Source organism: Liquorilactobacillus mali (assembly GCF_001437155.1).
In the GTDB taxonomy this organism is placed as follows: Bacteria; Bacillota; Bacilli; order Lactobacillales; family Lactobacillaceae; genus Liquorilactobacillus; species Liquorilactobacillus mali_A.
Genome location: NZ_JQAR01000011.1, coordinates 15262 through 41621, shown reverse-complemented (window position 1 = coordinate 41621; position 26360 = coordinate 15262). Strand labels below are relative to the sequence as shown.

General features: G+C 35.4%; 24 protein-coding genes. 6 read left to right on the top strand and 18 right to left on the bottom strand.

Going from position 1 to position 26360, the window contains the following annotated elements; genetic code table 11:
• Positions 1–252: 252 nt before the first annotated feature.
• The 5 genes from IV36_RS06295 to IV36_RS06275 are packed head-to-tail and all read right to left on the bottom strand — an operon-like array spanning position 253 to position 4925.
• Positions 253–915: an ABC transporter ATP-binding protein gene (locus IV36_RS06295; RefSeq protein WP_056991358.1), complete on the bottom strand. Its 663-nt coding sequence runs from the start codon at positions 913–915 to the stop codon at positions 253–255.
• Positions 905–1822 (bottom strand): iron chelate uptake ABC transporter family permease subunit, encoded by a 918-nt coding sequence (locus tag IV36_RS06290; RefSeq protein WP_056991357.1) that lies wholly within the window; start codon positions 1820–1822, stop codon positions 905–907. The genes IV36_RS06295 and IV36_RS06290 overlap by 11 nt, the downstream gene beginning before the upstream one ends.
• A complete protein-coding gene (locus IV36_RS06285) occupies positions 1812–2624 on the bottom strand; it encodes an ABC transporter substrate-binding protein (RefSeq protein ID WP_235810258.1) in 813 nt (270 codons plus the stop codon). Before IV36_RS06285 ends, IV36_RS06290 begins: the two co-directional genes overlap by 11 nt.
• A 55-nt stretch (positions 2625–2679) precedes the next feature.
• On the bottom strand, positions 2680–3543 hold the full coding sequence (locus IV36_RS06280) for an NEAT domain-containing protein (RefSeq protein WP_056991355.1): 864 nt from the start codon (positions 3541–3543) through the stop codon (positions 2680–2682).
• The gene (locus IV36_RS06275) at positions 3540–4925 is read right to left on the bottom strand and encodes an LPXTG cell wall anchor domain-containing protein (RefSeq protein WP_056991354.1); all 1386 of its coding nucleotides are present in this window, start codon (positions 4923–4925) and stop codon (positions 3540–3542) included. The genes IV36_RS06280 and IV36_RS06275 overlap by 4 nt, the downstream gene beginning before the upstream one ends.
• A gap of 286 nt (positions 4926–5211) precedes the next feature.
• On the opposite strand from IV36_RS06275, the gene IV36_RS06270 reads away from it, so the two are divergent.
• The 3 genes from IV36_RS06270 to IV36_RS06260 are packed head-to-tail and all read left to right on the top strand — an operon-like array spanning position 5212 to position 9430.
• Positions 5212–5835: a TetR/AcrR family transcriptional regulator gene (locus IV36_RS06270; protein ID WP_056991353.1), complete on the top strand. Its 624-nt coding sequence runs from the start codon at positions 5212–5214 to the stop codon at positions 5833–5835.
• 23 nt (positions 5836–5858) lie between these two features.
• Complete coding sequence (locus IV36_RS06265) at positions 5859–7586, top strand: ABC transporter ATP-binding protein (RefSeq protein ID WP_056991352.1); 1728 nt, start codon at positions 5859–5861, stop codon at positions 7584–7586.
• Complete coding sequence (locus IV36_RS06260) at positions 7586–9430, top strand: ABC transporter ATP-binding protein (protein ID WP_056991351.1); 1845 nt, start codon at positions 7586–7588, stop codon at positions 9428–9430. Before IV36_RS06265 ends, IV36_RS06260 begins: the two co-directional genes overlap by 1 nt.
• Before the next feature lie 125 nt (positions 9431–9555).
• On the opposite strand, the gene IV36_RS06255 is transcribed toward IV36_RS06260, so the two are convergent.
• The 5 genes from IV36_RS06255 to yjeM all read right to left on the bottom strand — a co-directional run bounded on the left by IV36_RS06255 (position 9556) and on the right by yjeM (position 15009).
• Positions 9556–9885 (bottom strand): AzlD domain-containing protein, encoded by a 330-nt coding sequence (locus IV36_RS06255; RefSeq protein ID WP_056991350.1) that lies wholly within the window; start codon positions 9883–9885, stop codon positions 9556–9558.
• The gene (locus IV36_RS06250) at positions 9872–10579 is read right to left on the bottom strand and encodes an AzlC family ABC transporter permease (protein WP_056991349.1); all 708 of its coding nucleotides are present in this window, start codon (positions 10577–10579) and stop codon (positions 9872–9874) included. Before IV36_RS06250 ends, IV36_RS06255 begins: the two co-directional genes overlap by 14 nt.
• A 27-nt stretch (positions 10580–10606) precedes the next feature.
• Positions 10607–11887, bottom strand: coding sequence for an O-acetylhomoserine aminocarboxypropyltransferase/cysteine synthase family protein (locus IV36_RS06245; protein ID WP_056991348.1), 1281 nt, complete (start codon positions 11885–11887; stop codon positions 10607–10609).
• A gap of 95 nt (positions 11888–11982) precedes the next feature.
• Positions 11983–13113 carry a 5-methyltetrahydropteroyltriglutamate--homocysteine S-methyltransferase gene (locus IV36_RS06240; protein ID WP_056991347.1) on the bottom strand — a complete coding sequence of 377 codons (1131 nt, stop codon included), beginning with the start codon at positions 13111–13113 and terminating at the stop codon, positions 11983–11985.
• A 399-nt stretch (positions 13114–13512) separates the two neighbouring features.
• Complete coding sequence (gene yjeM, locus IV36_RS06235; RefSeq protein ID WP_056991346.1) at positions 13513–15009, bottom strand: glutamate/gamma-aminobutyrate family transporter YjeM; 1497 nt, start codon at positions 15007–15009, stop codon at positions 13513–13515.
• 472 nt (positions 15010–15481) lie between these two features.
• Here yjeM and IV36_RS06230 point away from each other — a divergent pair, with 472 nt between their 5' ends.
• Positions 15482–16810, top strand: coding sequence for an amino acid permease (locus IV36_RS06230; RefSeq protein WP_187328435.1), 1329 nt, complete (start codon positions 15482–15484; stop codon positions 16808–16810).
• Positions 16811–16896: 86 nt separating this feature from the next.
• On the opposite strand, the gene IV36_RS06225 is transcribed toward IV36_RS06230, so the two are convergent.
• Complete coding sequence (locus tag IV36_RS06225; RefSeq protein WP_056991344.1) at positions 16897–17613, bottom strand: EAL domain-containing protein; 717 nt, start codon at positions 17611–17613, stop codon at positions 16897–16899.
• Between the two features lie 394 nt (positions 17614–18007).
• Between IV36_RS06225 and IV36_RS06220 the strand changes: the two genes are divergently transcribed.
• Positions 18008–18616, top strand: a complete 609-nt coding sequence (locus IV36_RS06220; protein ID WP_056991343.1) for a recombinase family protein — start codon at positions 18008–18010, stop codon at positions 18614–18616.
• Between the two features lie 11 nt (positions 18617–18627).
• Here IV36_RS06220 and IV36_RS06215 read toward each other — a convergent pair whose 3' ends face one another.
• The 7 genes from IV36_RS06215 to IV36_RS06185 form a co-directional block, all read right to left on the bottom strand.
• Positions 18628–19875, bottom strand: a complete 1248-nt coding sequence (locus IV36_RS06215; protein ID WP_056991342.1) for a sensor histidine kinase — start codon at positions 19873–19875, stop codon at positions 18628–18630.
• On the bottom strand, positions 19872–20558 hold the full coding sequence (locus tag IV36_RS06210) for a response regulator transcription factor (protein WP_056991341.1): 687 nt from the start codon (positions 20556–20558) through the stop codon (positions 19872–19874). The genes IV36_RS06215 and IV36_RS06210 overlap by 4 nt, the downstream gene beginning before the upstream one ends.
• Before the next feature lie 11 nt (positions 20559–20569).
• Positions 20570–21181 (bottom strand): GTP pyrophosphokinase, encoded by a 612-nt coding sequence (locus IV36_RS06205; RefSeq protein WP_056991340.1) that lies wholly within the window; start codon positions 21179–21181, stop codon positions 20570–20572.
• Between the two features lie 187 nt (positions 21182–21368).
• Positions 21369–22262 (bottom strand): hypothetical protein, encoded by an 894-nt coding sequence (locus tag IV36_RS06200; protein WP_056991339.1) that lies wholly within the window; start codon positions 22260–22262, stop codon positions 21369–21371.
• A gap of 43 nt (positions 22263–22305) precedes the next feature.
• A complete protein-coding gene (locus tag IV36_RS06195) occupies positions 22306–23031 on the bottom strand; it encodes a gamma-glutamyl-gamma-aminobutyrate hydrolase family protein (RefSeq protein WP_056991338.1) in 726 nt (241 codons plus the stop codon).
• A 278-nt stretch (positions 23032–23309) separates the two neighbouring features.
• On the bottom strand, positions 23310–23906 hold the full coding sequence (locus tag IV36_RS06190; RefSeq protein ID WP_056991337.1) for a dTDP-4-dehydrorhamnose 3,5-epimerase family protein: 597 nt from the start codon (positions 23904–23906) through the stop codon (positions 23310–23312).
• 330 nt (positions 23907–24236) lie between these two features.
• Positions 24237–24776 carry a YagU family protein gene (locus IV36_RS06185; protein ID WP_056991336.1) on the bottom strand — a complete coding sequence of 180 codons (540 nt, stop codon included), beginning with the start codon at positions 24774–24776 and terminating at the stop codon, positions 24237–24239.
• A 342-nt stretch (positions 24777–25118) separates the two neighbouring features.
• Here IV36_RS06185 and IV36_RS06180 point away from each other — a divergent pair, with 342 nt between their 5' ends.
• A complete protein-coding gene (locus IV36_RS06180; protein ID WP_056991335.1) occupies positions 25119–26207 on the top strand; it encodes an Ldh family oxidoreductase in 1089 nt (362 codons plus the stop codon).
• The last annotated feature ends 153 nt before the right edge of the window (positions 26208–26360 follow it).

Genomic DNA, 26360 nt, shown 5'->3' with positions numbered 1-26360 from the left:
ACATCCTATGTTAATTCATCCTTTTTCTTTATTATTTATAAACTTTATTGCTTTGCATTTTTTCTAAATAATTATGTAAGCGCTAACTTTTTTGTAAAACAAATTGCTTCACCTATTATTCTTACTTTTATTATTATATTTATTTTTTTCATAAAAAAAATAAAGTGCATCGAAAATTAAATTTCAATTCACTCTACTTCACTATTTATTATCTTTTTTGAATTTTGTTCACTATCAAATTCACAGTATTTACTATATAAAATAGTTTTTAACTCCCAAATACTGATAAATCGACGCCTGTGTCAAAAGCTGCTCTTTTGTTCCTGAAACTAGCTGATTGGCTGTCAAAAACCAAATATTATCACTACATCTACGTGTGAACTCAATGTCATGTAAACTAACAAGAAAAGTCTGTCCCTTTTCTTTTCCTTCCATTATCATGTTATACAAGACTTGCTGATATTTCACATCTAAATATGTCAAAGGTTCATCAAGTAATAAAATGTCTGTTGCCTGCAAAAAAGCGTATGCTAACCATGTTCTTTGCTGCTGGCCTCCTGACAAAGTATTAATATCACTAGTCAGTAATTCCAACAATCCTAAATTTTTTATTGTTTTTTCTACATTAATAATGTCCTTTCTCCTACCATGCAATTGAGCAATTTCAAGTAATTGTCCTACTGTAACATAATCAAAAACTTGATTCTTCTGCGACAAGTAAAAAACCGTTTCTTCATTTTTTATTATTTTTCCCTTGCTAGGATTCTTAAGTTGGGCCATCGCCATCATCAAGGTTGTCTTCCCGCTGCCATTCGGACCTAAAAGAACTGTTATCTGTTGACTTTGTAAGGTTCCGCTGATTTCTTGAAAAACCGGTTTATTGTTGTATTCCATTGTTAACTCTTCAAACTGCACGCGACCACCTCATTAGTAGCAATAAGAATGCAGGTGCTAGTAATACTAGTAAAACTGCATTCGTAGGTAATTCCGTCGGATATAAAATAAAATGTGCGACCGTATCTGCCAAAAGAACATCCAAAATGCTAAAAATAATAACAAATGGTATTCTTGCGATTATTCCAAGATGAGTGTATTCACGAATCAACTGATTAATTACCACTCCTGCAAAGAAAACAGTTCCTAAAACAGCAGTTACTGCACCTAATAACCCTGCTGCAATTAACTGTAAATTCAAGGCAATTTTAGCTTCATCGATCCCAAGTTGTTTGGTCTGCAGCTCAGGCAAAGCAAAGTATTGTAAATATCTGCTATTTTTTCTCCAAGAAGCAATTGCTACTGAAACAATCAGGACCAACCAGCCAACATCAAGCCATGTGACATTTGCTAGGCTTTTACCAGTCCAACCACTACTTTCAGTCAAGATAGTTGTGAGGGCATTGAAAAACATTGCAAGGCAAAATCCACCTATAACTAAGAACAAAACATGATTATGATATTTGAAGATACTGCCGCGCAGTAATAACAAACACAATATTCCCGCAACTGTCCCAACTAAGACACGATAAATCAATGAATTTGGTACTAAAACCGTTATTAGTGCAATCATTAATTCCGAACCGCTTGCAATCCCTATCATGGAACCATCAAGATATGGCTGTCTCAATGTTGCTGCCAGCAACAATGCGCTTAATCCTATAGCAAACCCTGTTCCAAGTTCAAATATTAACCTTGGCAGTCTTAATTGAATAATAATTAGTTGCCAATTGCTCTGGTTTCCTATTCTGAATATTAACTGAAAAAAAACTAGAAAAATACATCCTAAAAGCATTAACCCAAAACTTTTTTTTTGCTTATTTGTCAACTTGATCAAGCCACCTCTTTACCTGATTGTATGCTTGTCTAACTTTCAAGTTAGCTGTTGGTGAAAACTTTGGTGCTTCTACATCGTAGACATGTTTCTCCTTGACTGCTTTCAAATTATTATAAGGGCTCTGTTTGAAAGTTGTTACAAAGGCCGCTTTTACCTGTTTAGGCATTGCATGCGCTAACCGAATAACAATATCCGGATTAGCCTCTGCAATTGTTTCACTGCTTGCTGTGGTATAAAGCGAAGTCGGACTTGCACCAACTACCTCACCACCAGCTCTTTTAACTAAATCACCTAGATACGTTTTTGAGTTCATTGCCAAAAAACTTCCGCCCGGCATTCCCATTAATATCAATACCTTGGGTTTCTTAACTCTGCTGACATTCCTTATCTTTATTCGTGAAAGTAACTTTTGTGCATCTTTTTGTCTATCATACTTTCTACCCAAGTACTTAATGCTCTTTACTAAACTCTCGTAATTTTGAAAATTCAAGGACTTCATACGTACCTTTTGTTCTTTTAACTTACTTTGATACTCATCCGTCAGTTCAGAGTCTACATAGACTATATCGGGTTTAGCCGTCAACAGATTATCCCAATTAATACTCACATGATTGCCCACACGCGTAACATTATGGTATTTACTAGGTACTTTTTGAAGACTACTATCACTCGGAACACCGACCAATTTCATATTTAAGTTGGCGAAAACATCCGTAATGGCTACCGTTGTCGTAACTATTCTAGGCTGTTTTTCTGATGATTGACTATCCAGCTTTTGCTGACTCAAATACACCAATCCAAGCACTGCAACTAAAATAATAATACCTGAAATTATTTTTATTACTTTTTTAGATCTTATAATGGCGAATCAACCCCCACGCTCCAACACAGCCACCAATTAAAATTGCCGTTATTGAAAATCCGAGCACACTCTTATTACTATTTTTGCTTTTATTCTTGTTTTCTTTTTTCTTGTTCTTATTCTTTTTTGTTTTATCTTCTTTATCCTTAGTTTTTTTACTGCTATTTTCCTTTTTACTAGCTGTCTTACTTGTACTCTGACTGGATATGTTTGAAGTGGCAGAAGATTCTATTGAGACAGAACTAGAAGAAGTCGTTGCGGCAGTTGAACTAGTGCTGTTTGAAGATGCAGTTTTATTAGCTGCACTGCTGCTGGATATTGAACTGTTGTTTTGCTTCGAACTTGCTGCAATAGTTTGTGCAGTACTTTGTGCAGTACTTTGCTGGCTGACCGAAGATGAACTACTAGTAAGTTCAGGAACACTGCCACCATTCATTAGCAAGGTAAAACCATACGTGTGATGGTAATCCATGCTATCAATATCAACTTTCATATTACCTGACATCGACTGCTTTACAGACTTTGTAGTAAAGGAAAAAGTGTAATAATCTTCGTTTCCAGAGGTGCTTTTGCTGACCTGTGGTCCCTGACCATTAATATTCAAAATTTGTACAGGAAATGAACCTAGATCATGGCTTGTTTTGATCGTAATACTAACATTATATTGTCCTTGCCCAACAGAAACAGTTGCTGGCTTCACAAAATACGCATCCGCAATAGATGTCTGCGATGTCCCATATTTTTCAATTGTATAGTTAACTTGATACGAAGAAGCAGAAACTTCTATCGTTTTCATAAAGAAAACCAATAAGAAAGTCCCTGCAACTAATAATAAATATTTAATTCTCATTTACTAAATCTCCTAATACTTAAAAGTGTTCCTCCTAATCCAACCGCAGTAATAAGTGCCAAGACACCTAAGATTGAAGCATAGGAATAATTAGACTCACCTGTTTGTGGAAGAGTTGTTCCACTTGATTTCACAGAACTATCAGCACTTAAATTTACAGAACCATCTGTACTTGATGAACTATCACTTGGATCTGTAGAAACTGCCTTAGCTGGTGCAACTACATCTTCAATATCTCCATTTCCCCCAGTTGTTGCAGCTTTACCATCATTATCAGTTTCCACACTTGTTCCTCCAGTGATACTTTTAATGACTGCCAATGCTTGAACATTATGAGTAAACATATTAGGAACTGTATATGTCATATCAAGCAAAATTTTGTTACCTGCTGTTAAATCAGCAGCTTTTTCTTTGCTCAAAACAGCAGTCCATGTTCCACTTGTTGCATCTGCTGAAGCGACGTTTTTGGTCATTTCTACACCATCAAATTTAACCGTTGTCATGTAATCCATCATTTTACCTTGTGTAATTGTAACAGTTGCTGTTCCATCAGCATTCTTTTGGATCTTAATTGTTGTATCCCAGATACCATCCTCTTGAATCATGGACAAAACATTTAGATCATTACCGTTACCATCAACCTGATGATATTCAACTGTTGCTGTTTCAACAGAATTTGTTGAAGCGGCACTTGAACTTATTGAACTTGCATTAGAGCTTGATACACTGCTTGAACTTGCTGCACTGCTACTTGAACTTGTTGAAGTTGCATTAGAACTTGGTGCGCTACTTGAACTTGCTGAACTGGAACTCGTTGAAGTTGCATTAGAGCTTGATGCGCCACTTGAACTTGCCGAACTCGATGATGAACTTGCTGAACTGGAACTTGATGAATCTGCATCAGAAATTGTCTTAATAACTGCATCAGGTACACCACTATTAATTTTTACATAAAAACTAGGATTTCCATTATATCCACCAGAACTATAACTTACATCTGCTAAATACACATCACCATTAACTAAATCTAAAGCCTCTTGAGACGTTAAGCTAGCAGTCCACGTACCGGTATTTCCTTCACTTTTTTCAACTAGCGAGTGCCCATCGAAATTAGCACCAGTCATTATTGACATGCCCGATACTTGAGAAAAAATTAATTTTGCCTCATTGCTTGAATCAACAACAAGTTGTACAGATGTACCCCACATATTATCCATTGATGAAGCAGTGGTTGTAGCCTCGTCTTTATAATATCCAACATTCAATGTATATGTACCTGATGGCAAGACTTTTACGCTATCTGCATTCGCATTCGCGGTTTTAAAGGCCAGTGTAAAAAATGCAAACGCAATCATTAACACAAAAACAAACTTCTTTTTCATTAAGTATTCCCCCTATTCTTTAATTGAGAATCAATATCAATTAAGTTGAACTAATTCTAGCACACTCACGGAAATATTCAATAACTAATCAAAAAAAATTTATATAGATGAGAAAGTTTATTAGTGCACAATATTTATTACATTAGATTTTTTAAAAATAATATAAATTATCTGCCTATCTTTAATCTTTCTTATTATTTTTGAATTGCTCTTGTTTTTTCTTTTTTAATAAACTATAATGACACATTGTCACATGACAAGTCGTCATAAAAAGGAGGAAGTTATAATGCCCAAAGATACTTTTTTCAATCTTGCTCTCCCCAAAAAAGCGAGACTCTTCGCTGCAATCAGTCATGAATTTTCGAGAAAAAGTTTCGATGATTCAGCAATCAGTGAAATTGTCGAAGCTGCTGGCATTCCTAGAGGTAGCTTCTACCAATATTTCGATAATAAATTAGATTGTTATCTCTATTTTGTTGGACGAATTCAAAAAGAACGAAATGAACTTTACCTATCTATTTTGCAGAAGAACGCTGGTGATTTATTCGAAGCATCCAAACAGTTTTTCACAGTAAGTATTATGGATGTGATAGAAGGAAGTTATTCTGAATTTTATCAAACAATGATTGAAGCACACGATTTCCGTCTCCAGAGGTCATTGGGACATGGGAATATGCATCAATTGGTTCAGAAACTATATGAACAAACTGATTTATCGCTTTTAAAAATTGAATCATTTGAAGAATTTCGCGATTTGGTCAATCTGATGTTGAATATCTTCTTTAGTTCTATTAGAAATTACTTTCACTATCAACAAAAAGGTGAAAAACCACTTTCTGTCACTGCGATCCAAGAGAGATGCCTTACAATGCTTTCTTGGCTTAAATACGGAGCTGCAAAAATAAATTAATTCAGATGTTATGGAGGTCGATTATGTACAAATTAGTTCGCAACCGTTTAGAAAAATGGCCTGTCTTAGCCGCTGCATTATTCATGATCATCCAGGTTTTATGTAACCTCAATTTACCAACGCTTACTTCTGATATGATCAATAAAGGGGTAGCAACCGGTAACACAACATATATTTGGAAGACTGGTGCAAAAATGTTAGGAATTGCACTAATTGGAATTTTAGCTTCAGCTGGCAATGTTTTCTTTGCGTCTACTCAAGCTCAAAGACTTGGTACTAAATTACGGAATGCATTATTTGAAAAAGTTCTTAATTTTGGAAATCACGAAGTTGATAAATTTGGTGCCTCTTCGCTCACAACAAGAACAACAAACGACGTATTACAAATCCAAAATGTAACAGTTATGATTTTGCGGATGATGCTTCAGGCACCCGCAATGTTAATTGGCGGTATTATAATGGCCTATTTAAGTGAAAAGAAACTTACAATCGTATTTCTTGTATCACTTCCACTATTAGCAATTGCAATTGGAATTGTTATGTCATTTGCCGGTCCATTATTCAGCAGTTTACAAAAAAAGATTGACCGCATTAACCTTGTTTTTCGTGAAGGCTTAACTGGGGTTCGTGTTGTCAGGGCCTTCCGACAGGATAGTTTTGAACAAAATCGTTTTGAAGATGCAAATAAATCATATACAGATACTGCAATCAAAGCATTCAGCCTAGTATCCTTAATGTTTCCAATTATGACATTGATTCTGAATGGAACAAATATCGGAATTATCTGGATTGGAGCTAACTTAGTTTCCAACCGTTCAATGGAAATAGGAAACTTAGTATCATTTATGACTTATGCTGCAATGATTCTATTTAGTTTCATGATGCTCTCAATGGTTTTTGTATTTATTCCAAGGGCTCAGGCAGCAGCGGTTCGTATTCAAGAGGTCCTAGATACAGAATATTCAATTAAGGAAGATACAAATCCTGCTCTCTTGAATAATTCTGAACTATCACTCGAATTTAAAAATGTTGCCTTTCGCTATGCTCATGCCGAACGTCGAGCACTTGATTCAATCAGCTTCAACCTACATTCAGGTGAAACACTCGCAATCATTGGCGGAACTGGTGCAGGTAAATCAACTTTGATAAATCTGATTCCGAGATTATATGACATTGAATCAGGTCAAATCAATCTTAATGGAACAGATATTTCCACACTGTCACAAAGTAAGCTTCATGAAAAGATTGCATTTGTTCAACAAAAGGCCTTCCTATTTGAAGGTACAATTCGCAGTAATTTGCAAGTTGGAAAACCAGATGCAACGGAGGATGAAATGTGGCATGCACTCGAAATTGCCCAAGCAACTGAATTTGTTAACACTCTGGATAATGGCCTAGACTCCATTGTGGAGCATAACGGAGCCAATTTTTCAGGTGGCCAGCGGCAACGACTCGCAATTGCTCGTGCAATTATTAAACCAGCATCCGTCTATATCTTTGATGATTCATTCTCTGCGCTTGATTTTAAAACAGATGCAAAATTGCGTAAGGCTTTATCTAACGATACTAAAATTAGTCAAAGCATCGTTATCATAGTCGCTCAGAGAATTGCAACCGTTACGACGGCTAATCAAATCATTGTCCTTGACGAGGGACAAAATGTTGGTCAAGGAACGCACACAGAACTAAAAAAGAGTAACTCAACCTATCAAGAAATTATTAAGTCACAATTGAAAGGAGAGGATATCTAATGGCTAATCACGGGCCAGCAGGCAATATTGGTAAAGTAACAGAAAAGCCAAAAAATTTTTGGCAAACAACATGGCGTTTGTGTAAATACATGGCACCATGGAAATGGTTCTTATTCATCGTTGTTGCATTCGCTATCGGTTCTGTAATATTCCAAATCCTTTCACCCAAAATTTTAGGCGAAGCAACCACTACTATTTATAATGGTTTCCTAAAAGGATACAAAGAAATGAAAGCTGGGCAACAGCTCAACTCGTTTCCAATCGATTTTACAAAAATTAAAAATATTTTACTGACTGTCAGTGTCATGTATGCTCTTTCAGCTTCTCTATCTTTCTTCCAGCAATTAATCATGGCTAATGTCTCACAAAAAATCGTTTTCCGACTTCGTCAAGACCTTAAGTCAAAACTGCAGCGGCTTCCAATCGTATATTACGATACTCATTCAAATGGTGATATCATGTCTCGTGCAATTAACGATATGGATAATATTGCCGGAACACTTCAACAAAGCCTCGCACAGATTGTCACGAGTGCAGTAACTTTTGTTGGTGTCTTGTTCATGATGCTTTCAATCAGTTGGGAAATGACTTTAATTGCTTGTATTACGGTTCCGCTAGGTGTACTTGTTATTTCACTGGTAGCTCCACGTTCCCAGAAGTATTTTGCAGCACAGCAAAAGAGCTTAGGACTGCTTAATGATCAAATCGAAGAAAGCTTTTCTGGGCATACCGTTGTTAAAACTTTCAACAAAGAAGAGTCAAGTATCAAGAAATTTAAAGAGCAAAACAATACCTACTATCGTTCTTCTTGGAAGGCTCAATTTATCTCCGGTCTTATTATGCCGCTCATGAACTTTGTTTCTAACATTGGCTATGTCTTTGTTGCCGTTGTTGGTGGTTTAAAAGTAGCAAACGGTCAAATCACACTTGGAAATATTCAGGCCTTCTTACAATACGTCAACCAATTTACTCAACCAATTACACAACTTGCCAATTTGGCTAACACTATTCAGGCCACGGTTGCGTCCGCTGAGCGTATTTTTCAGGTATTAGATGAAGAAGAAATGCAAGATACCAGTGTTGCTATAGCAGATGAATCACAAAATATCGCAAAAATTAAATTTGAGCATGTCACTTTTGGCTACAATAACAGCGAAATTCTAATTAAGGATATGAATCTTACAGTTAAATCCGGTGAGAAGGTTGCTATTGTAGGTCCGACAGGTGCCGGTAAAACTACTTTGATCAATTTGCTTGAACGCTTTTATGATATTAAAGGCGGCTCACTTAAACTTGATGGCCGTGATACTAGAAATCTAACGCGTGAACAAGTCCGTTCACATTTTGCAATGGTTTTGCAAGACACCTGGCTCTTCACCGGTTCGATTTATGATAATATCAAATACGGGCGTGAAAATGCTTCAGAAAAAGAAGTCTATCAAGCCGCTAAAGCCGCCCATGCTGATACATTCATTCGACAATTACCTGGTGGCTACCAAACAATTTTGAATGAAGAAGCTTCGAATATATCACAAGGCCAGCGCCAGCTCCTAACAATTGCACGTGCTTTCTTAGCAAATCCAGATATCTTAATTTTAGACGAAGCGACCAGTTCGGTTGATACTAGAACCGAAATTCTTATTCAAAAAGCAATGGGACGCTTACTTAACAATCGTACTAGCTTCGTAGTTGCCCACCGTCTTTCTACAATTCGTGATGCAGATAATATACTGGTAATGAATCATGGCTCCATTGTTGAAACCGGAAATCATGACTCATTAATGCAACAAAATGGGTTTTATGCAGACTTATACAATAGTCAATTTACTGTACCAGTCGAATAATCAAAATAAAATAAAAAGAACTGCGATAAAATGTAATGATTCTCGAAAATCAGATTTTGATCTAATTCAAGAGTTCATCAAATAATTATCGCGGTTCTTTTTTTCGTTATTTGTTGTTTCAAAATCTATATTCCAATCACCCTGATAAAAGCTAAGGAGATAATTCCAACAACTACAATTACCAAAAGGCTTCTAGTTAATATTGCACTTAGGATCGTTGGAACTGACGCCACTAAGTTCTCAATATTTAAACTTGGCAACTGTCCTAGATGCTGAACAAATAAACTTTCAAACCAGAGAGCAGACATTATTGTGATTGGGACAAAACTCAAAAAACTCACTGTTTTTTCATTCAATTTATATTTCTTCAAAATCACCAGAGGAAAAACTTTAGACAGCCAGACTACAAACCCAGAAGATATAATAATCGTAAACACATAATTAAAAGAATACATTTTTCATTATCACTCCAAAGAAACATCCTAAAATTGTTACTAACAAAATTAGTATATTTGCAGGAATAAAAATCAATCCGATATATATTGCAAGTAATGTGAATAAAACAACCAATAATTGCAACATCATCTTGATTTCTCGTTCACTGATGATTTGCAGATACAGTAGACCAATGAACATCGCAACTAACGCAAAGTCCAAACCGAATTTCTGTGGTGTTCCTACATAATCGCCTATCAAAGCTCCAGTAAGTGATGCAATTGCCCACGTAAAATATGCTATCAGATTACTTATATTAAGCCATTCGAAATTCAATCTTTTTTTTGTATAATTAATTTTATTCATACTCAATACATATGTTTCATCAGTCAACAGCGAACCCAATAATATATTTTTAAAGACTGACTCTTTCTCTAAATAGGGTGCAACTGACATACTGATCAGGATCATTCTTGCATTTACTAGGAAGGTTGCCAAAATAATTGGCAGTAACTCACTATGTTTAATAATCATACTAATTATAACAAATTGAACAGACCCGCCATACGTAATCATTGACATTAATAAGACTTCTAATACTGTCAACCCCGAGGCTCTGCCGACGATTCCAACAGTTATTCCAATTCCAACATATCCAAGAACAGTAGGCATCGTCTCGATGATTGCCCGTTTCCTTGTTAATTGATCATCCACCTTTTCCGCCTTTCACTCTCTTGAGTACTATTCAATCTTGTCTAATGCTTGTTTAAGGTCCGCAATTAAGTCTTCGGCATTTTCAATTCCAATTGAAATTCTAATCAAATCTGGTGTGATTCCAGCCTGTAATAATTCATCTTCGTTCAACTGTGCATGCGTTGTCGATGCTGGATGGATGATTAGTGACTTTGCATCTCCTACATTAGCCAGCAATGAAAAGATTTCAAGGTTCTCAATTAATTCTTTCCCTGCCTTTTCTCCGCCTGTTAATCCTAAAGTAAAGATGGAACCCACTCCATTTGGAAAATCTCTCTTAGCTAATTCTTTATACTTATTATCTGCTAATTCAGGATACTTAATCCAAGATACTTTCGGATGTGCTTGCAAAAATTCAATAACTTTTCTTGTATTTTCAACATGACGTTCTACTCTTAGTGACAATGTTTCTAATCCTTGAAGTAGTAAGAAAGAATTAAATGGACTTATGGCAGCTCCGGTATCACGTAACCCTTCAGCGCGAACCTTTGTCGTAAATGCTCCGCCAGCTAAATCAGCAAAAATTAATCCATTATACTGAGGATCTGGTGTCGTAAATTCTGGATATCTTCCACTCTTTTGATAATCGAATTTGTCATTTTCTACAATTGTTCCGCCCATTGCAGTTCCATGTCCGCCAATGAACTTAGTTGCGGACTCAACTACGATATCTGCTCCATGATCGAGTGGTCGATACAAGTATGGTGAAGCAAACGTGTTATCAGAAATAACCAAAATTCCATGGTCATGGGCAATCTTTGCAATTGCTTCAAGGTCAATCAGATTAATATCCGGGTTACCGATTGTTTCAACATAAATTGCTTTTGTGTGCTCATTTATTTCTTCAGCAAAATTATTCGGGTCGTCTGAATCTACGAAATGTGTTTTAATTCCCAGCTTGGGCAGAGTTACATTAAATAAATTATAAGTTCCACCATAAATCGTACTTGCTGAAATAATCTCATCACCTTGACCAGCAATATTGGTAATTGCTGCCGTAATCGCAGCTGCACCTGTTGCCAGTGTCACTCCACCAGTTCCATGTTCCAATTCTGCAATACGTTCATCAACAACTGCTGTTGTCGGATTGGTCAAACGACTATAGATATTCCCAGGATCTTGAAGAGCAAAGCGTGCAGCTGCTTGCGCCGCATCTTTAAATACATAAGATGTTGTTTGATATATTGGAACGGCACGAGCTCCAGTTTCATCAACCTTTTGTCCAGCATGTACCTGCAACGTTTCAAAATGCAATTGTTCTCTTGTCATGGTGGGTTCCTCCTATTTCAATTCATGTTTGTTTTGAAAAATCAAAATATACTAAATTTCGTCATTGAATAACAATCGGCTTCATTTTCAATGTATTATTTCCAAATCTGTTTTGCCGTGTCAATTACCAATTTAATTTTTGCCCATTGTTGATCTGGTGATAATTTATTTCCCTCTTCAGTTGAGGCAAATCCACATTGTGTACTCAGTTGCAAGTGTTCTAGTGGAACATACTGTGTAGCCTCATTCACTCTAGCAATCAGAGATTCTGGTGATTCAAGCTCTGGGTGTTTGCTTGTTACTAATCCCAAGACGACATCTTTTCCTTCTGGGACCTTGGCTAATGGTGCAAAGTCCCCCGAACGGTTATCATCGAATTCAAGGTAAAATGCAGAAACATTTTCTTTTGCAAAAAGATAATCTGCTACTGGTGCATATCCACCTGAAGCAGCCCATGTCGAATGATAATTTCCACGACAGACATGTGTACTGATTCTTAAGTCATCTGGAAGATCTGCCAATGCTGCATTATTAGCTGCGAGATATACCTTTTGGATTTCTTGCCGATCTAGTCCTTCGCTTGCACGAGTAGCCCAATAATTGTTATCGACGACCATTCCCCATGTACAATCGTCTAACTTAATATCTCGGCAACCTGCCTCATATAATGCAAGAATCAATTCATGGTATGCTTTACCAATGTCAGCAATCAACTCATCATCATCCTGATAAACTTTCCTTAAGGCTTCAGTATTTGCTTCATCCCTAACAAGTTCTGAATAAAATTGAGCAGGTGCTGGAATACTTTGTCGTGCAGTTATTTCACTATCGTTTTCAACTAATTTTGCTAGAAACTTGTAAGCTAATAAATCCGGATGATCTTCCTTAAATTTTATTTTCCCAACGACCCTTGCAGAATCGGCTCTGGTTTCTTCATCATGGAATAGATATCCATGACTAGGCTTAACGTGTTCGATTCCCTCAAACCCCCAAAATGTATCTAGGTGCCAATAACTTCTTCTGAATTCACCATCTGTTACAATTTTCAAACCACTTTCTTTTTCTTTCTCGACTAATTTGCTAATCAAATCATTCTCAACTTTTTGTAATTCTTCTGCAGTAATCTTCTTATTATGAAAATCCTCACGGGCCTTCTTTAACTCATCGGGTCTCAAAAAACTACCCACAATATCATAATGTAATTTTGTAACTGTTGAATTAACCATAATTAAAATCCACCTTTCATTGACTTAAAACCAGTACTTGACAACAGCTCAGACTATTAAAACAACAAAAAAGCCCCCTACCCGTCTCATAGAAACAGGTAAGGGGCGAATTAGCGCTATACCACCCTTGTTCACACTTAAAAAAGTGTCTCATCAGCACATAATAGATACTATGCCTGGGAAGCTAACGGTTCCTACCGGATATTCAGCAATCTACCAAATATCTCTATCTCAAAGCTCATCTTCACTAACCTAATTAATATCCGCTCTCAGCAATGACAGACTTTCTGTAAAAAATTATAATCAGCTACTCTTCTTCTCACAAGATTATTCATATCGTTCTAATAGCTTAATGGAATTCTAATACTTCATAATCTATATGTCAACCCAAAAATTAAATTATTTTCCCAATCTTTTTATGCGTCTTTCGTACAGTACATAAAGCCAATAACCAATAACCCCAAATAAGACTGGTCCAACTAATTCCAAAAAGAGGTTCAAATAATTTTTAGTTGAAATTGCATCAATCATTGTCGAAACAACCCCTATTAAAAGGACAAAGTTAACTGCAATAACAATAGTCACATACTTCCATTTCACCTTAAAAATCTCATAGGGTTTCACAATTTTTTGATTGTGCTTAAAGAAAATAAAAGCACTTACTAAGAACAAATATGGCAAGGTAGATGAAACATTATCCATCAATGTTAGAATCTCATAAAAGGCTTTTGCAGAATTATTGCCAAATGAAGTCAATGCAATCAGTATGCAAACAATCAGTGCTTGCCACCACATAGCATTGCTTGGCATTCCAAAGCGATTAAGCGCTGGCAATGATTTTGGCCATAATTTTTTAGGGGTTCCTAAGATAAATGACTTTATCGGCATATAGACAATTACAAAAAAGGAACCCAGATAACTCAATAGCATTGTGAAGGATCCAAAGCGAGCAAAGAAGAAACTCAATGATTCAGATTGGCCGGATGATAACCTAAGAGTATTACCAATACTATATCCTAAGTTACTCATCAAAATATATGTTGTATTACCTAAATTCACGCCATTCCTTTGGAATACTTCGTGCCAATTTGCAGAAGCACTCCATAAAAAGATAATAACTGCATAAGCTGCTGTAATCAGTAATGCGCTAATGCCTAAAGCAATTGGAAAATTTTTTCTTGAATTTTTCATTTTATCCGAAATACCGCCTAATGCTTCAATCCCCGCATATGCGTAGACAGCATAAATTAGAAAAGAAATCATTTGGCTAGTTGATTGATAACTTGGTCGGGGTGATTCAATGAAACTCTTTGGAAAATTAATTGGTTCTGCCAGTTTGAAACCATTCAGAACAAGAAAAAAAAGACTTGCTCCTATAAAAAATAATGCCAAAATAACTGCTGCTACTCCACCAATTGCTGCCAAACTAGAAACTTTATCTAGTCCCCTCACAGAAATTGCTGTAACAACTATGATGAATAATATGCTGATAAAACCAATTGTTTCAGTTGAATTCAGGCCCAAAATATGCCATTGTCCAGTTTTATCCGAACCGCTAATCGTTGTAGACAACATTATCCAGATTTTAGAAACTGTTGAAACAGTCAAGATTATCCAAGATGCAATCCATATAAAACCACCAATGAATGCCCATTTCAACCCTAAAGACTTTTCTAACCATGAAAAGACTCCACCTGGTTCATCACGCATTGCAACGCCAAATTCTGAAAACATCAGCGTTGAAGGAACAAAAAAGAAAAGGGCAGCCAGAACATACCATATGATTCCGGCATCCCCCATAGTGTAGTACGCAATTGAGGTATTATCGAACGAAAATGTAGAAGTAAATATCATGAGCATCACACTCATTAATGTAAGTTGCCTTTTGTCTGTCATCTTAATTCTCCATAAATTTTAATTAATCTTATTAAATTACTATTCAAAAGTAACATTTTTGGTCTGCTTGTCAAGTAGTATAAAAATTCAATGTCATTCACTCTATATTACAAAAAGAGTGCTCTATGCAGTGAATAATTAAAAAAGCAAAGTTTTTTACAGCATTGTATTTTTAAAGCAAATAGGTTAAAATTGATTTATTAATTTATTATGAGAATTATGCATTCTTAATTTTTTTAAAAGATATCAAAATTTAATTTTTTTTGTAACTTGTTGGTTCCGCAATTATGTCAGTATGGTCAGTTTTTTGTTAGTCACAAAGAATTAGTTAATGAAAAAATGCGTTTATCGCATAAATTAGCAGAAAAGCTGTGACAAAAAATCATTTTGTCGCAGTCTTTTTTTCTGTCAGAGGAGTGTAATAGTGAAAAGAAACAATAAAGAATTAAATCGTGCTTTATCTTCACGTCAAATGCAGATGATTGCTTTAGGCGGCACAATCGGGGTTGGGCTCTTTATGGGTTCTGCCGCTACAATCAAATGGACTGGCCCATCCGTTTTATTGGCCTATGGTTTAGCAGGACTAGTATTGTATATAGTAATGCGCGCACTGGGCGAGATGCTTTATGTTGATCCTTCAACAGGATCTTTTGCAAAGTATGCCTCAGAATATATTCATCCGCTTGCTGGTTATCTCACTGCCTGGAGTAACATTTTTCAATATCTAGTGGTTGGTATTAGCGAGGTAATCGCTGTTGGCCAGTATTTAAATTATTGGTGGCCGAATCTTCCCGACTGGATTTCGGGAACAATCGTTATTATTACACTTTGCATAGCAAATCTGGTCTCAGTTAAAGCATATGGTGAACTTGAATTCTGGTTTGCGTTAATTAAGGTTTTAACCATTATTTTCATGTTAATCTTAGGAGCACTCGTAATTCTTTTGGGCTTAGGAAATAACTGGCACCCAATTGGTTTTTCTAATTTGTGGTCACATGGTGGATTTTTTACAGGTGGTTTTAAGGGCTTTATTTTTGCTCTTTCAATTGTAATTGCCTCATATCAGGGAATCGAAGTTATTGGAATCACTGCTGGCGAGGCGAAGGACCCACAGGTTACTGTTATTAAATCAATTAAATCTATTGTTGCTCGTATTCTGTTATTTTATATTGGTTCGATTTTCGTCATTGTCACAATCTATCCTTGGAATCAGTTGGCTAAAGTTGGCTCTCCATTCGTTGAAACGTTCTCGCGTGTGGGGATTTCCGCCGCTGCTGCAATCATCAACTTCGTACTTGTAACAGCTGCAATGTCAGGTTGCAATTCTGGAATATTTAGTTCAAGCCGTATGATTTATACACTTGGTTTAAAAAAAGAAATCAATGCAAAGTTTACAAAATTATCATCAAAAGGTGTACCGGTCTTGCCGGTTTTGACAATTTCTCTTGGAATTTTACTTGGCTTAATACTAAATGAAGTTTTACCTTATTTTGTTAAAAGTAGTTCTAATATTTTTGTCTTAGTCTATAGTTCAAGTGTTCTACCAGGAATGGTGCCATGGTTTGTAATCCTATTTAGCCAGTTAAAATTCCGCAAACTAAAAAAGAATGAATTAGCAAATCATCCTTTCAAGTTACCCTTATATCCATTTAGTAGTTATTTTGCTCTTTTTGCATTATTTCTAACTTTGTTATTTATGTTTTTCAATCCAGAAACTAGGATTTCAGTAATGGTTGGAGCACTCTTCTTGATTGTTATGTCAGTGATATTTTGGAAGACTCACCCTAATAATCAAAGTTAATTCTTCCCCCTTATACTGTAACAATGATTTTTAAATAAAAAGACTTTTTAATTCTGAAGATATTCTTCAAACTTAAAAAGTCTTTTTTAGTAAAGATATTTAAATTCGTTTTCCCATAAAAAACCTTGCTGCATTGTAATACCAATGTTTGAAACCAGTACTCTTAATTCCTCAGAATCAATTCCCTCAACCACAAGTTCTAGCTTAGCTTCATTCGCAACTAACTTCCAGAATTTAATTAATAGTATCAGCTCTTCTTGGTTTAACAGCCTAAGAGAAACTAGTGATAACTTTAACCTGCTAATTTGCGTAATATTTTCTAACACAAATGAAAGCGTATTAAGGCCCATTCCGATGTCATCAATTGCAACTTCATATTCCATTTCCCTTATCTTGCGTATACAACTTAGACTTGTACTTTTATCCACCCCTTTATCAGGAATCTGCTCTGTTATTTCTATCTTGATATTTTTTCTGAACTTTTTTAGGCTTTTCAAAAATAAATATGTCGAATTAAAGGAAAGCTGTTGAGGATTAATATTTATCCATAGTAGACACTGCGTATTTAGTTCCAAGAACTTTTGAATTTCTCTGTAGCTCCACGCCATTAACAATTCATTCCTGTTGTTGTTTTGACTCAGATACTCAAATTCAACTTCAGGAAACTTTTGATCTTTTTTCCTTCTTAGGAGTAACTCATATTCATTTATATTGCTATCATCACCATTTCTAATAATTGGCTGCAAGCAAAAAAATAAATTATTTAGCAAACTTTTGCTACATTCATTGTTTTTAATGTTCACTGGAGTAATACCTCCTTGTACCAAACTTTCCAAAGTAAGATATTCTTTTTTATAAATTATTTAGACATCTTTTGATAGAAAAATATAACCATTGAATCTATTTTTTATTAGGGTAGACCCAAAATTGAAATTATTTTGGGCCTACTTTCTCAATAATTCTTATAAATGCATATCGATTTGTAACAAAAAAATAATCATTTTTTACCACTTATTTGAGAAATCGCATTTAAATTCATTGAATATGCACACTATATTTTTAATTTTAAAGCTTGTTTGACATTCATAAAGTCCTATTCTATAGTAAAGTCATGTTAATTAGGGTCTACCCATAGTAGAATATGAATATCAGAAAAATACGAATATATTCATAATTATTTATTTGGGATGTTATTATATGAAATTTGGTTATGTACGAGTATCTACAAAAGATCAGAACTTAGCGCGACAAATTGAACAGCTTAAAAAAATTCCAGTAGAGAAAATTTTTTCGGAAAAAGAATCTGGAAAGAATATTAATAACCGCTCTGAACTTTTAAATTTATTAAAGTGTATTAAAAAAAATGATATTGTTTATGTTACAAGTCTAGATCGTCTTGGAAGAAATGCTGATGATTTAACAGAAATTATTCAGTATATTAAAAAAAAGAGCGCGTCACTGCAGAGTCTAGACTTACCTGACTTTTCAAATGTTCCAGACATAAATTTAAGAAATATGTTAACCGATATTTTAGTGACCGTGTTCAAATTTCAAGCTCAAAGTGAACGTGAAAAAATTAAGGAGCGCCAGAGAGAGGGAATTGCACTAGCAAAAAAACGGGACGTCCTTTATAGACGCCCCGTTCTATATGGTGCTAATTCACCAAACCCTCAGAAAAGAAAAATTTATTTTGCGATAAAAAAAGATCTCAGTAATGGACACTCCGTAGCAGAACTTGTCACCAAATACGGAATTAGTCATGGTACTGTGTACCGCATAAAAAAGGAAATCAGTAAGAGTGAGTAGCTCAAAAGAGGCTATCTTACAAGCTTAAATGTAGCTCTGAAGAAAATAGTTTCTTTCTGATAACTTACTCCTATTTTTCCATTAAAAGCATCAACTATATTCGCTGCCATTGAAAGACCTATCCCAAATCCTTTTTTCGCGCTGTTTCGTGACTTATCATTTCGATAGAATCGCTCAAAAAATTTGCTATAATTGATACTCTTGCCTTTAGCATAAGTATTACCTACCATTAAGGTTACTTTCTTAAGCTTTTTGTCAGGGACCCATGCCACACTTACTGTCCCCCCGTCATCGCAATACTTATTGGCATTATCCAGTAAAATATTGCAAAGCTCAAGGAAACTATTTTCTTCTGCATTTATCCTAAGACTAGGAGAAATAGTAATTTTCAGCTTTTTATTTTCTTGCGAAACAACAGACTTAAAACTATTTGTTGCATGTTCAAGTATCTCTGAAGCCTCAATCACCGATAAGTTTAGTCGCTGCTGTTCTTCTAAACGAGCTAATGAGATCAAATTATTTATCAGCTTTGTCAAACGATCAACCTGTTGTTCATTACTTATGGTCCATTCTGTTTGCCCCGTTGTCATTTCCTGCAGCTCATTATTGGCCTTGATTATTGACAATGGTGTTTTTAACTCATGTCCAGCATTTGTAACAAATTCCCGTTGTCGCTTATCTGCTAATACAATTGGCCTAATTGCTCGTTTGGACACAGCGATCAACATCAAAGTAAACAGAATTAGACTTGTTATTCCTAAAATCAGGCCAATCTTCATAATATTATTGGTGCTTTCCATAATTACAGATTGATCAAGGAAAACAATTGTTGTTCTCCCATTCTTTTTTTGAGTTTTATAAGCGTAGCTTGATACCTCAGATCGAACAGTACCAGACTTCTGCTTACTCTTAAACACTTGATAACCTAGGCTAGCTATGGTTTCTCTGGGTACACTGACAATATGAGAGTTATCTAAAGCTACTTGTTTACCTTCACTGTTGAATGAAACACTAAAATAGCGATATTGGTATAGGCTTTCCTGATTGAATGTTGGCCCAAAACGTTTTCTAACATTTTGAGTATTAATCTGTGCATCTATTTTTCCATTATTTTGCAGAAGTATTATGAGTACATTATTAATTTGCTGCTTTGCCCTATAATATGACACACCCACAATACTGCCCGTAAGTGTAACTAATACAATGAATAGTGCGACAGTCGACATATAGATAAAGCTATAGCGAATTTTTTGGATCATTTAGGATCCTCCTTACTATTATTAATAAGTTGGTAAGGTCCCCCTTTATTACCACAAATACCTACATGTGCGTTAACAGACTGCAGTTTCTGTCTTAAGTAGGAAATATAAATCCAAAGCATCTCTGAATCGATTTTTTCATTTTTGCCCCAAGTATGTTCAATTAATGTCTTGTTATCTAACTTTTTCTCAGAATTCAGAATGAGTATATTTAACAGTTTTGTTTCTTCTGCAGATAGGCTGATTGAGTTATAACTTTCCAATCTCTGCTCTGTCGTTATTAATGTTATATCTCCAAAATCTAGTGTATCTTCAGTGTAATTTTCATTTCTCCGTTCCAAGGACCTCAGCCGTGCAAGTAACTCTTTTAGAGAAAACGGCTTTGTTATATAATCATCAGCCCCCGCATCTAATCCTGTAACTTTGTCATCAACTTCTGCCATTGCAGTCAGCATGATAATGTATGTTTGATTCCCGGCAGCACGGATTTTTTGTACTGCTTCTATACCAGTCATTACAGGCATCATAACATCAAAAAGCATGGCATCATAAACCTCTGCCTCAGCCTTTTTTACAGCTTCTAAACCATTATACACTGGCACAACTTCATACCCTGTACTCTGCATAGCAGCTATTAAAACTCTTGATAATTCTTTTTCATCTTCAGCCAGTAATATTCGCATCATGTCACTCCCTAATCATACTCATGAATTACTTGCCTAATTGTTTGCATTTGCACATCACATGAGGCCAACTGATCTGCGCAGCGCTTCAGCTCATTGCCTATCTGCTCTGGGTTCTTAATATTGTGCTTATATTTTAATTCATGCTCCAAACTTGCCCAAGAATCCATAGCAATCGTTCTCAACTGAATCTCGGCATAATATTCACCAGGTTTTTTCTCATAAATATCTGGGTATGGGGTACTAACCTTTATAATCAAATGATAGCTTCTGTAACCATTAGGCTTTGATTTTGAAACATAATCCTTTTCTTTGATTACTCTACACCATTCCTGTGCTTTCAAAAGATCGACCAATTTATAGATATCATCAATAAAATTACATACGACTCTAATTCCAATTGCATCCTTGCAGTTGCCAAGTGCACTCTTAGGTGTCAGCGCCAAACCCTTTCTTTGGCACTTTTCAATCATGCTGTCTTCACATTTGACCCTCCCGATTAAATGCTCATACAACTTTCTTCCACCTTGTCCATCAATTTCGTGATTAAGTTCATCAATTTTATGCATAATTTCATCTTTTATTTCTGGAAGATATTTCCCATAAGTTCCGTATATTTCCATATTATTCAGTCCCTCAATTACTAATTTAATATTTTTAATACGTAAAATTAAGAATTGATTTTTTATATAGCACTATAATCCAAAGTAACACACAAATATTAAATAAGTATGGATAAAATTTGAAAAAGACTAATACTTATCACTTTTTCAAGATATTAAACTCTGCTGACTTAGTCTTAAAAAATAATTATTTCATACTTGCTGCCATTTTGATAGCTGTTGTAATGTCATGCGCACTCAATTGATATACTACGTTATTTTGCTGCCATGTAATCACTTGGTTGCGGCTACCATATGAATTAGCCACATCCGCTCTGATTGCTCCATATTGCGTAGGTGCTGGTAATCTATAAGACTCCAGCATATTTACAATATTCGTAGCTAAAGGCTTAGGATCCTGTTGATTAACTGCGGCCGCATGGACCGTTATCAACCACTTTCCTTCATGCCACGAAAGATATCTTTGTCCTGCTCCAGCATCTTCGTAACCTGTTATATTGTGACCTAAATCTATAGTAGGTAAACCATTCAAATCATCTTGACTCACATAATCGACTTGTGCACTTGCTTCACTTGAAGTACCATAAGATGTCTTTTTTAGCTGTACATATGGTATTTCGTTTGTTACTGCAGAATCATTAAATTGGCGTGCAACACTGCCAACGCTATAACTAATTGTATAATTAGCCTGATCTCCCTCATAACGAACATTTAATTTGTCACTCCCAGTTCCTAACCCATCGACAGTTGGCAAGATAACATTGCCCAGAGTTTTACGCAGCTGCTGGTTGAATGTATTTAACCGATTTGTTGAAGCAACACTGCTGCCACTGGATGCAGATGTCGAGTTAGACGTGCTCGAACCAGTTGTATTTTTAGCAGAAGATGAGGACTCAACGACAGCAGCAGAACTCTTTTTACTACTACTTTTTTGAGAAGAATTAGAACTCTTCTCCGCGGAAGTCTGCTCTGAACTTATTTTTTTACTGGAACTTGATGCTTGTTTTTGGTTCCCACATGCTGTCAATAGGCCTGCAGATAATAAAACCAATAATAAAATAGATTTCTTCTCTTTTTTCATGATAATTCCCCCAAATTTCATATTTCCCAATAATCTACCCTAATTATTTCGCGGCTTCCACCATTCTCTGAAATACTTTATTTGCACTCTCAACGCTATCAATTAACATTTCCGGATGAAATTGAACACCTAGAAAGAATTCAAAGTTAGAATCTTCAAATGCTTCTACTACCCCATCAGAAGTTGTCCCCGTAATCTGTAAACTTGCCGGCACAGATTTAACTAGCTGATGGTGAAATGAATTAACGATCACGCTATCCTTTTGTATAATTCTATTTAACAAAGAACTTCCTGTAATCTTTATCTTATGCGTTGGAACAGATGGACCTTGAAGTTGAAAATGACGTAACGTATGTTCATCACGATATGAAATATCCTGATACAGTGACCCTCCTCGGTAAACATTTATTATTTGCGCACCTCTATAAATACCTAATACCGGTATCTTTTTCTCTTCTGCCGCCTCAAGTAATGCAAACTCAAATTCATCCCTTTCTGGAAAAATTGCACCACATTTCTGCTGAATTTCTTCACCATAATTAAAAGGACTTACGTCTTGCCCTCCTGAAAGAATCAAGCCGTCTACTGCGTCAATAATTTGCTTAGCCGTTTCGGCAGGACTTGTTGGTAAAATTAGTGCAATTCCTCCATTGTTATTCACAGCTCTGATGTAATCATTATTTACATATGCGCGTCGATAACCTGGAAATATTCCCCCTTGGTCTTTAATAATACTTCCCGAAATACCAATAATTGGTTTTTTAGTCATACTTATCCTCCGATTAATTTCAATAAATCGTTCGTTTCATTATATGAATCTATACGTTCTAATTTCTATCAGTATAATTATACCAAAAAAAGATTGTCACAACACTTAACAGAATTTGCATTTATTCCAAATTAAAAAAGAAGAGCTCAGCAGCAATTATATTCTGCTCATTCTCTTCTTTATTAATTAAAATATACTCTCTTTTCTTAACACGCATATGGCGGATAGCTATAAAAATTATAAATTTTCTAACTTGTTTTTCTCTAGCTTAATCAGTTTTAATCTTTACGCTTCTTTGAAGACAAAAGGTCAAGTACCTCATTAAGACTCGGTGCCTTTGAGTCTTTTTCAGATATCTGCTCACGGTTATTTGGATCAATATGAATTGGCCAGTCAATATTCAACCCTGGATCTAAGGGAGATAATGCTACTCCTGCCATTCCTGGAGCCCATTCATTATCAAAAAAGTATAGATATTCAGTGTTGTCGTCAAGTGCTTGAAATCCATTGCACACCCCTTGAGGAACAAAGACTTGAATCCCTGGCGTGAGACGAACTGTCACAACCGCACCTATTGTCTTACTATTTGGTCTCGTATCTACATACGCACCCAAAGCAGAACCATAAGCAACAGTGACAAGTTTTGACATAGCCTCACCATGAAGCCCGCGAACCGCACCAAGCTGAGTTCTTGTTAAATTCACTTGGCTCCATGCAGAAACAGTGCTTGGTAGAATTTCAGAATAACTACTCTGACGGTAAAGTTCACGAACAGTTCCACGACCTTCAGTCACCATTTTTGCATTAATAATTTGTAAACCCTCAATTTGGGAGCCTACGGCAGATAAAGAATCAATTTGTACACTCAATTTCATACCTCCATATACAACATATTTTGTTAGTCTATTATTAAAAATGCTGCAAAGACTACATACTTTATAACAAATAAAAATAGTGCGTCTCGTTTTTCAGGAATAAAGCCGTAGCAATTCTTTATTCAGCAATCAAATTTTTAGACTTATTCTTTTTACAATTGAAGTCTACTACCTTATTCTTGAATCATCAATAAACTTATTCAAAATCAATAATAGACCATTGCTAAATTTAAACCAAAATTTTTCTGAAGAAATCTATAAAAAAAGAGCAGCAACACCCTACTTTTGTCGCAACTCTCGTAAGTTTTAATAATAGCGGTCTACCAAAAATTATAAATTTTCCAATTTATTTTTCTTTTCATTTTTTGCTAGGCAAACTGCAACTGCATAAATCGACCATGCCCAAACAATATGTCCGAAAAATTCTGAAAAATGTTCATCGAATGGTTGGTTCCAAGGTGCTGGCACAGTTCCCATTGCTGGCATAATAATTATATGGAATGCGATCCAAATCACAATACCATATGCAGCGCCCTGCCATAATGTTGTTTTCTTCCAATATTGTGCCAAGAAAATGAATAATGCCGCAAAAACAATTGAAAATGCAAAATGAATAATCAGTGCAACAAAATATACTTTTTGATCCGTAGAATAATAAACAAACGCATGAACAGCTTTTGAAGACATTCCGAATTGTTCTAATAAGTGCTGTGGTGGATTTGTGGCATTTCTAGCCAAAGTACGGGGAGGCAAAATATTCTCCCATCCAATTTTGACCATTCCTGAAATCATACCAGCTATAAAACCATACCATATACTCTTCCAAACAATTGTTTTAAAAGATATCTTTGGTTTTGATAAATTTAACATTAATTCTTCCCCCTTCTTACAGTTAATTATCATACTATTTGTGAATGATTTGTCAAATAGATCGTGTAATATAAGCTCCTAATATTGGGAATATAAATATATTAAAAAGAGAAATATTATATATTTGCTCATATTAACACATTCATAGTCAAATCCATGTCCATTAATTATTTAAAGCTAATCTAAACTATAAATTATATAAAACTTTTTTTAAATTTTACATGAATTTCCATTTGATAATCATAGAAAATCCCAATTAATTTCATCAATACTTACTTTAGATATATGTTTTTTATGCTAAAATGTCGTTGTAATTCTCCTAAAAATGGAAGGGTGATTAATGTGATTAAGAAATATGATAGTGAAAAAATGCTTCAACTCGTCGTTAAAATCTACAAAGCTTACGGTTTTTCATCTGCTGACAGCAAAAAAATTGCTCATACATTGATTTATACTGATATGCATGGAATTGAGTCACATGGAGTTCAGCGCATGACCATGTACGATAAATTCATTCAAAACGGTAAGATTAAAATCAATAGTACTCCTGAAATTGTAAAGGAAACTACTGTTAGTGCTGTCATTGACGCTCATTTTGGAATTGGTCAATTAAATGGGATCTACAGCATGAACCTTGCAATCAAAAAAGCCAAAGAACATGGAGTGGGCATTGTCACTACAAAGAAATCAAGCCATTATGGAATAGCCGGTTTCTATGCAAATATGGCTGCAGAACAAGGATTAATCGGAATGTCTTCAACAAATTCTCGTCCTGGAATGGTGCCGACCAATTCAACCCAACCATTTGTAGGAACTAACCCAATTGGGTTTGCAATGCCTGCTAAACCGCATAACTTTATACTTGATTTTGCGACTACTACTGTTCCACAAGGTAAAATTGAAGTCTATCGTAAATTAGGAAAAGATTTCCCTGAATTTTGGGTAGCCAAAGATGGGATCGACCCCATATATGATCATACCAATGATCAGGATTTAGACTTACTCCGTGTTCCAAAATCAAATGTTGGTTTAACCCCACTCGGTGGAGTTTCTGAACTGACAGGTGGTCATAAGGGATTTGGTTTAGGTATAATAGTAGAAATATTCACCTCGATTCTTTCACAAGGCGACATCTCATCTGAAATTGATGGCAGCAATCCTGAAGTTGGCCCATGTCAAAGTTTCATTGCAATTGACCCAGACATTTTTGGCAATAAAGAAGCGATTATTGCCCGCTTTTCTGATTATCTGCAAGAAATCCGCGAATTGCCTGCTGTTACCGGTCGCACAATCTATGTTCATGGTGATAAAGAACAAATTAGTTACCTTGATGCAAAAGAAAATGGAATCAAAATCGATGATGTTACAATTTCTGAAATTAAGTCAATTGCAACACGTCTAGGTGTTTCCTTTAAAGAGTATTTATCATAATTTGATAAAGGTATAGTCATTTACTAGTCGTATACAGTGGGGTTAAGCTATTATTTATATCTGTATATGTTTATAGTGAAGAAAAGTGCCCTCCTGTTTTTATATACGCTAAATAAGTAAAAGGGACTGGATCAAAAGTTAATTCTTGATCCA

What these genes read in the sequence shown, in the direction of transcription:
- IV36_RS06280 (WP_056991355.1), bottom strand. Translation starts at nt 3,543, where the DNA reads ATGAGAATTAAATATTTATTATTAGTTGCAGGGACTTTCTTATTGGTT.
- IV36_RS06195 (WP_056991338.1), bottom strand. Translation starts at nt 23,031, where the DNA reads ATGACTAAAAAACCAATTATTGGTATTTCGGGAAGTATTATTAAAGAC.
- IV36_RS06245 (WP_056991348.1), bottom strand. Translation starts at nt 11,887, where the DNA reads ATGACAAGAGAACAATTGCATTTTGAAACGTTGCAGGTACATGCTGGA.
- IV36_RS06270 (WP_056991353.1), top strand. Translation starts at nt 5,212, where the DNA reads ATGCCCAAAGATACTTTTTTCAATCTTGCTCTCCCCAAAAAAGCGAGA.
- yjeM (WP_056991346.1), bottom strand. Translation starts at nt 15,009, where the DNA reads ATGACAGACAAAAGGCAACTTACATTAATGAGTGTGATGCTCATGATA.
- IV36_RS06260 (WP_056991351.1), top strand. Translation starts at nt 7,586, where the DNA reads ATGGCTAATCACGGGCCAGCAGGCAATATTGGTAAAGTAACAGAAAAG.
- IV36_RS06200 (WP_056991339.1), bottom strand. Translation starts at nt 22,262, where the DNA reads ATGAAAAAAGAGAAGAAATCTATTTTATTATTGGTTTTATTATCTGCA.
- IV36_RS06205 (WP_056991340.1), bottom strand. Translation starts at nt 21,181, where the DNA reads ATGGAAATATACGGAACTTATGGGAAATATCTTCCAGAAATAAAAGAT.
- IV36_RS06240 (WP_056991347.1), bottom strand. Translation starts at nt 13,113, where the DNA reads ATGGTTAATTCAACAGTTACAAAATTACATTATGATATTGTGGGTAGT.
- IV36_RS06230 (WP_187328435.1), top strand. Translation starts at nt 15,482, where the DNA reads ATGCAGATGATTGCTTTAGGCGGCACAATCGGGGTTGGGCTCTTTATG.
- IV36_RS06265 (WP_056991352.1), top strand. Translation starts at nt 5,859, where the DNA reads ATGTACAAATTAGTTCGCAACCGTTTAGAAAAATGGCCTGTCTTAGCC.
- IV36_RS06190 (WP_056991337.1), bottom strand. Translation starts at nt 23,906, where the DNA reads ATGAAATTGAGTGTACAAATTGATTCTTTATCTGCCGTAGGCTCCCAA.
- IV36_RS06215 (WP_056991342.1), bottom strand. Translation starts at nt 19,875, where the DNA reads ATGATCCAAAAAATTCGCTATAGCTTTATCTATATGTCGACTGTCGCA.
- IV36_RS06220 (WP_056991343.1), top strand. Translation starts at nt 18,008, where the DNA reads ATGAAATTTGGTTATGTACGAGTATCTACAAAAGATCAGAACTTAGCG.
- IV36_RS06275 (WP_056991354.1), bottom strand. Translation starts at nt 4,925, where the DNA reads ATGAAAAAGAAGTTTGTTTTTGTGTTAATGATTGCGTTTGCATTTTTT.
- IV36_RS06210 (WP_056991341.1), bottom strand. Translation starts at nt 20,558, where the DNA reads ATGCGAATATTACTGGCTGAAGATGAAAAAGAATTATCAAGAGTTTTA.
- IV36_RS06255 (WP_056991350.1), bottom strand. Translation starts at nt 9,885, where the DNA reads ATGTATTCTTTTAATTATGTGTTTACGATTATTATATCTTCTGGGTTT.
- IV36_RS06185 (WP_056991336.1), bottom strand. Translation starts at nt 24,776, where the DNA reads ATGTTAAATTTATCAAAACCAAAGATATCTTTTAAAACAATTGTTTGG.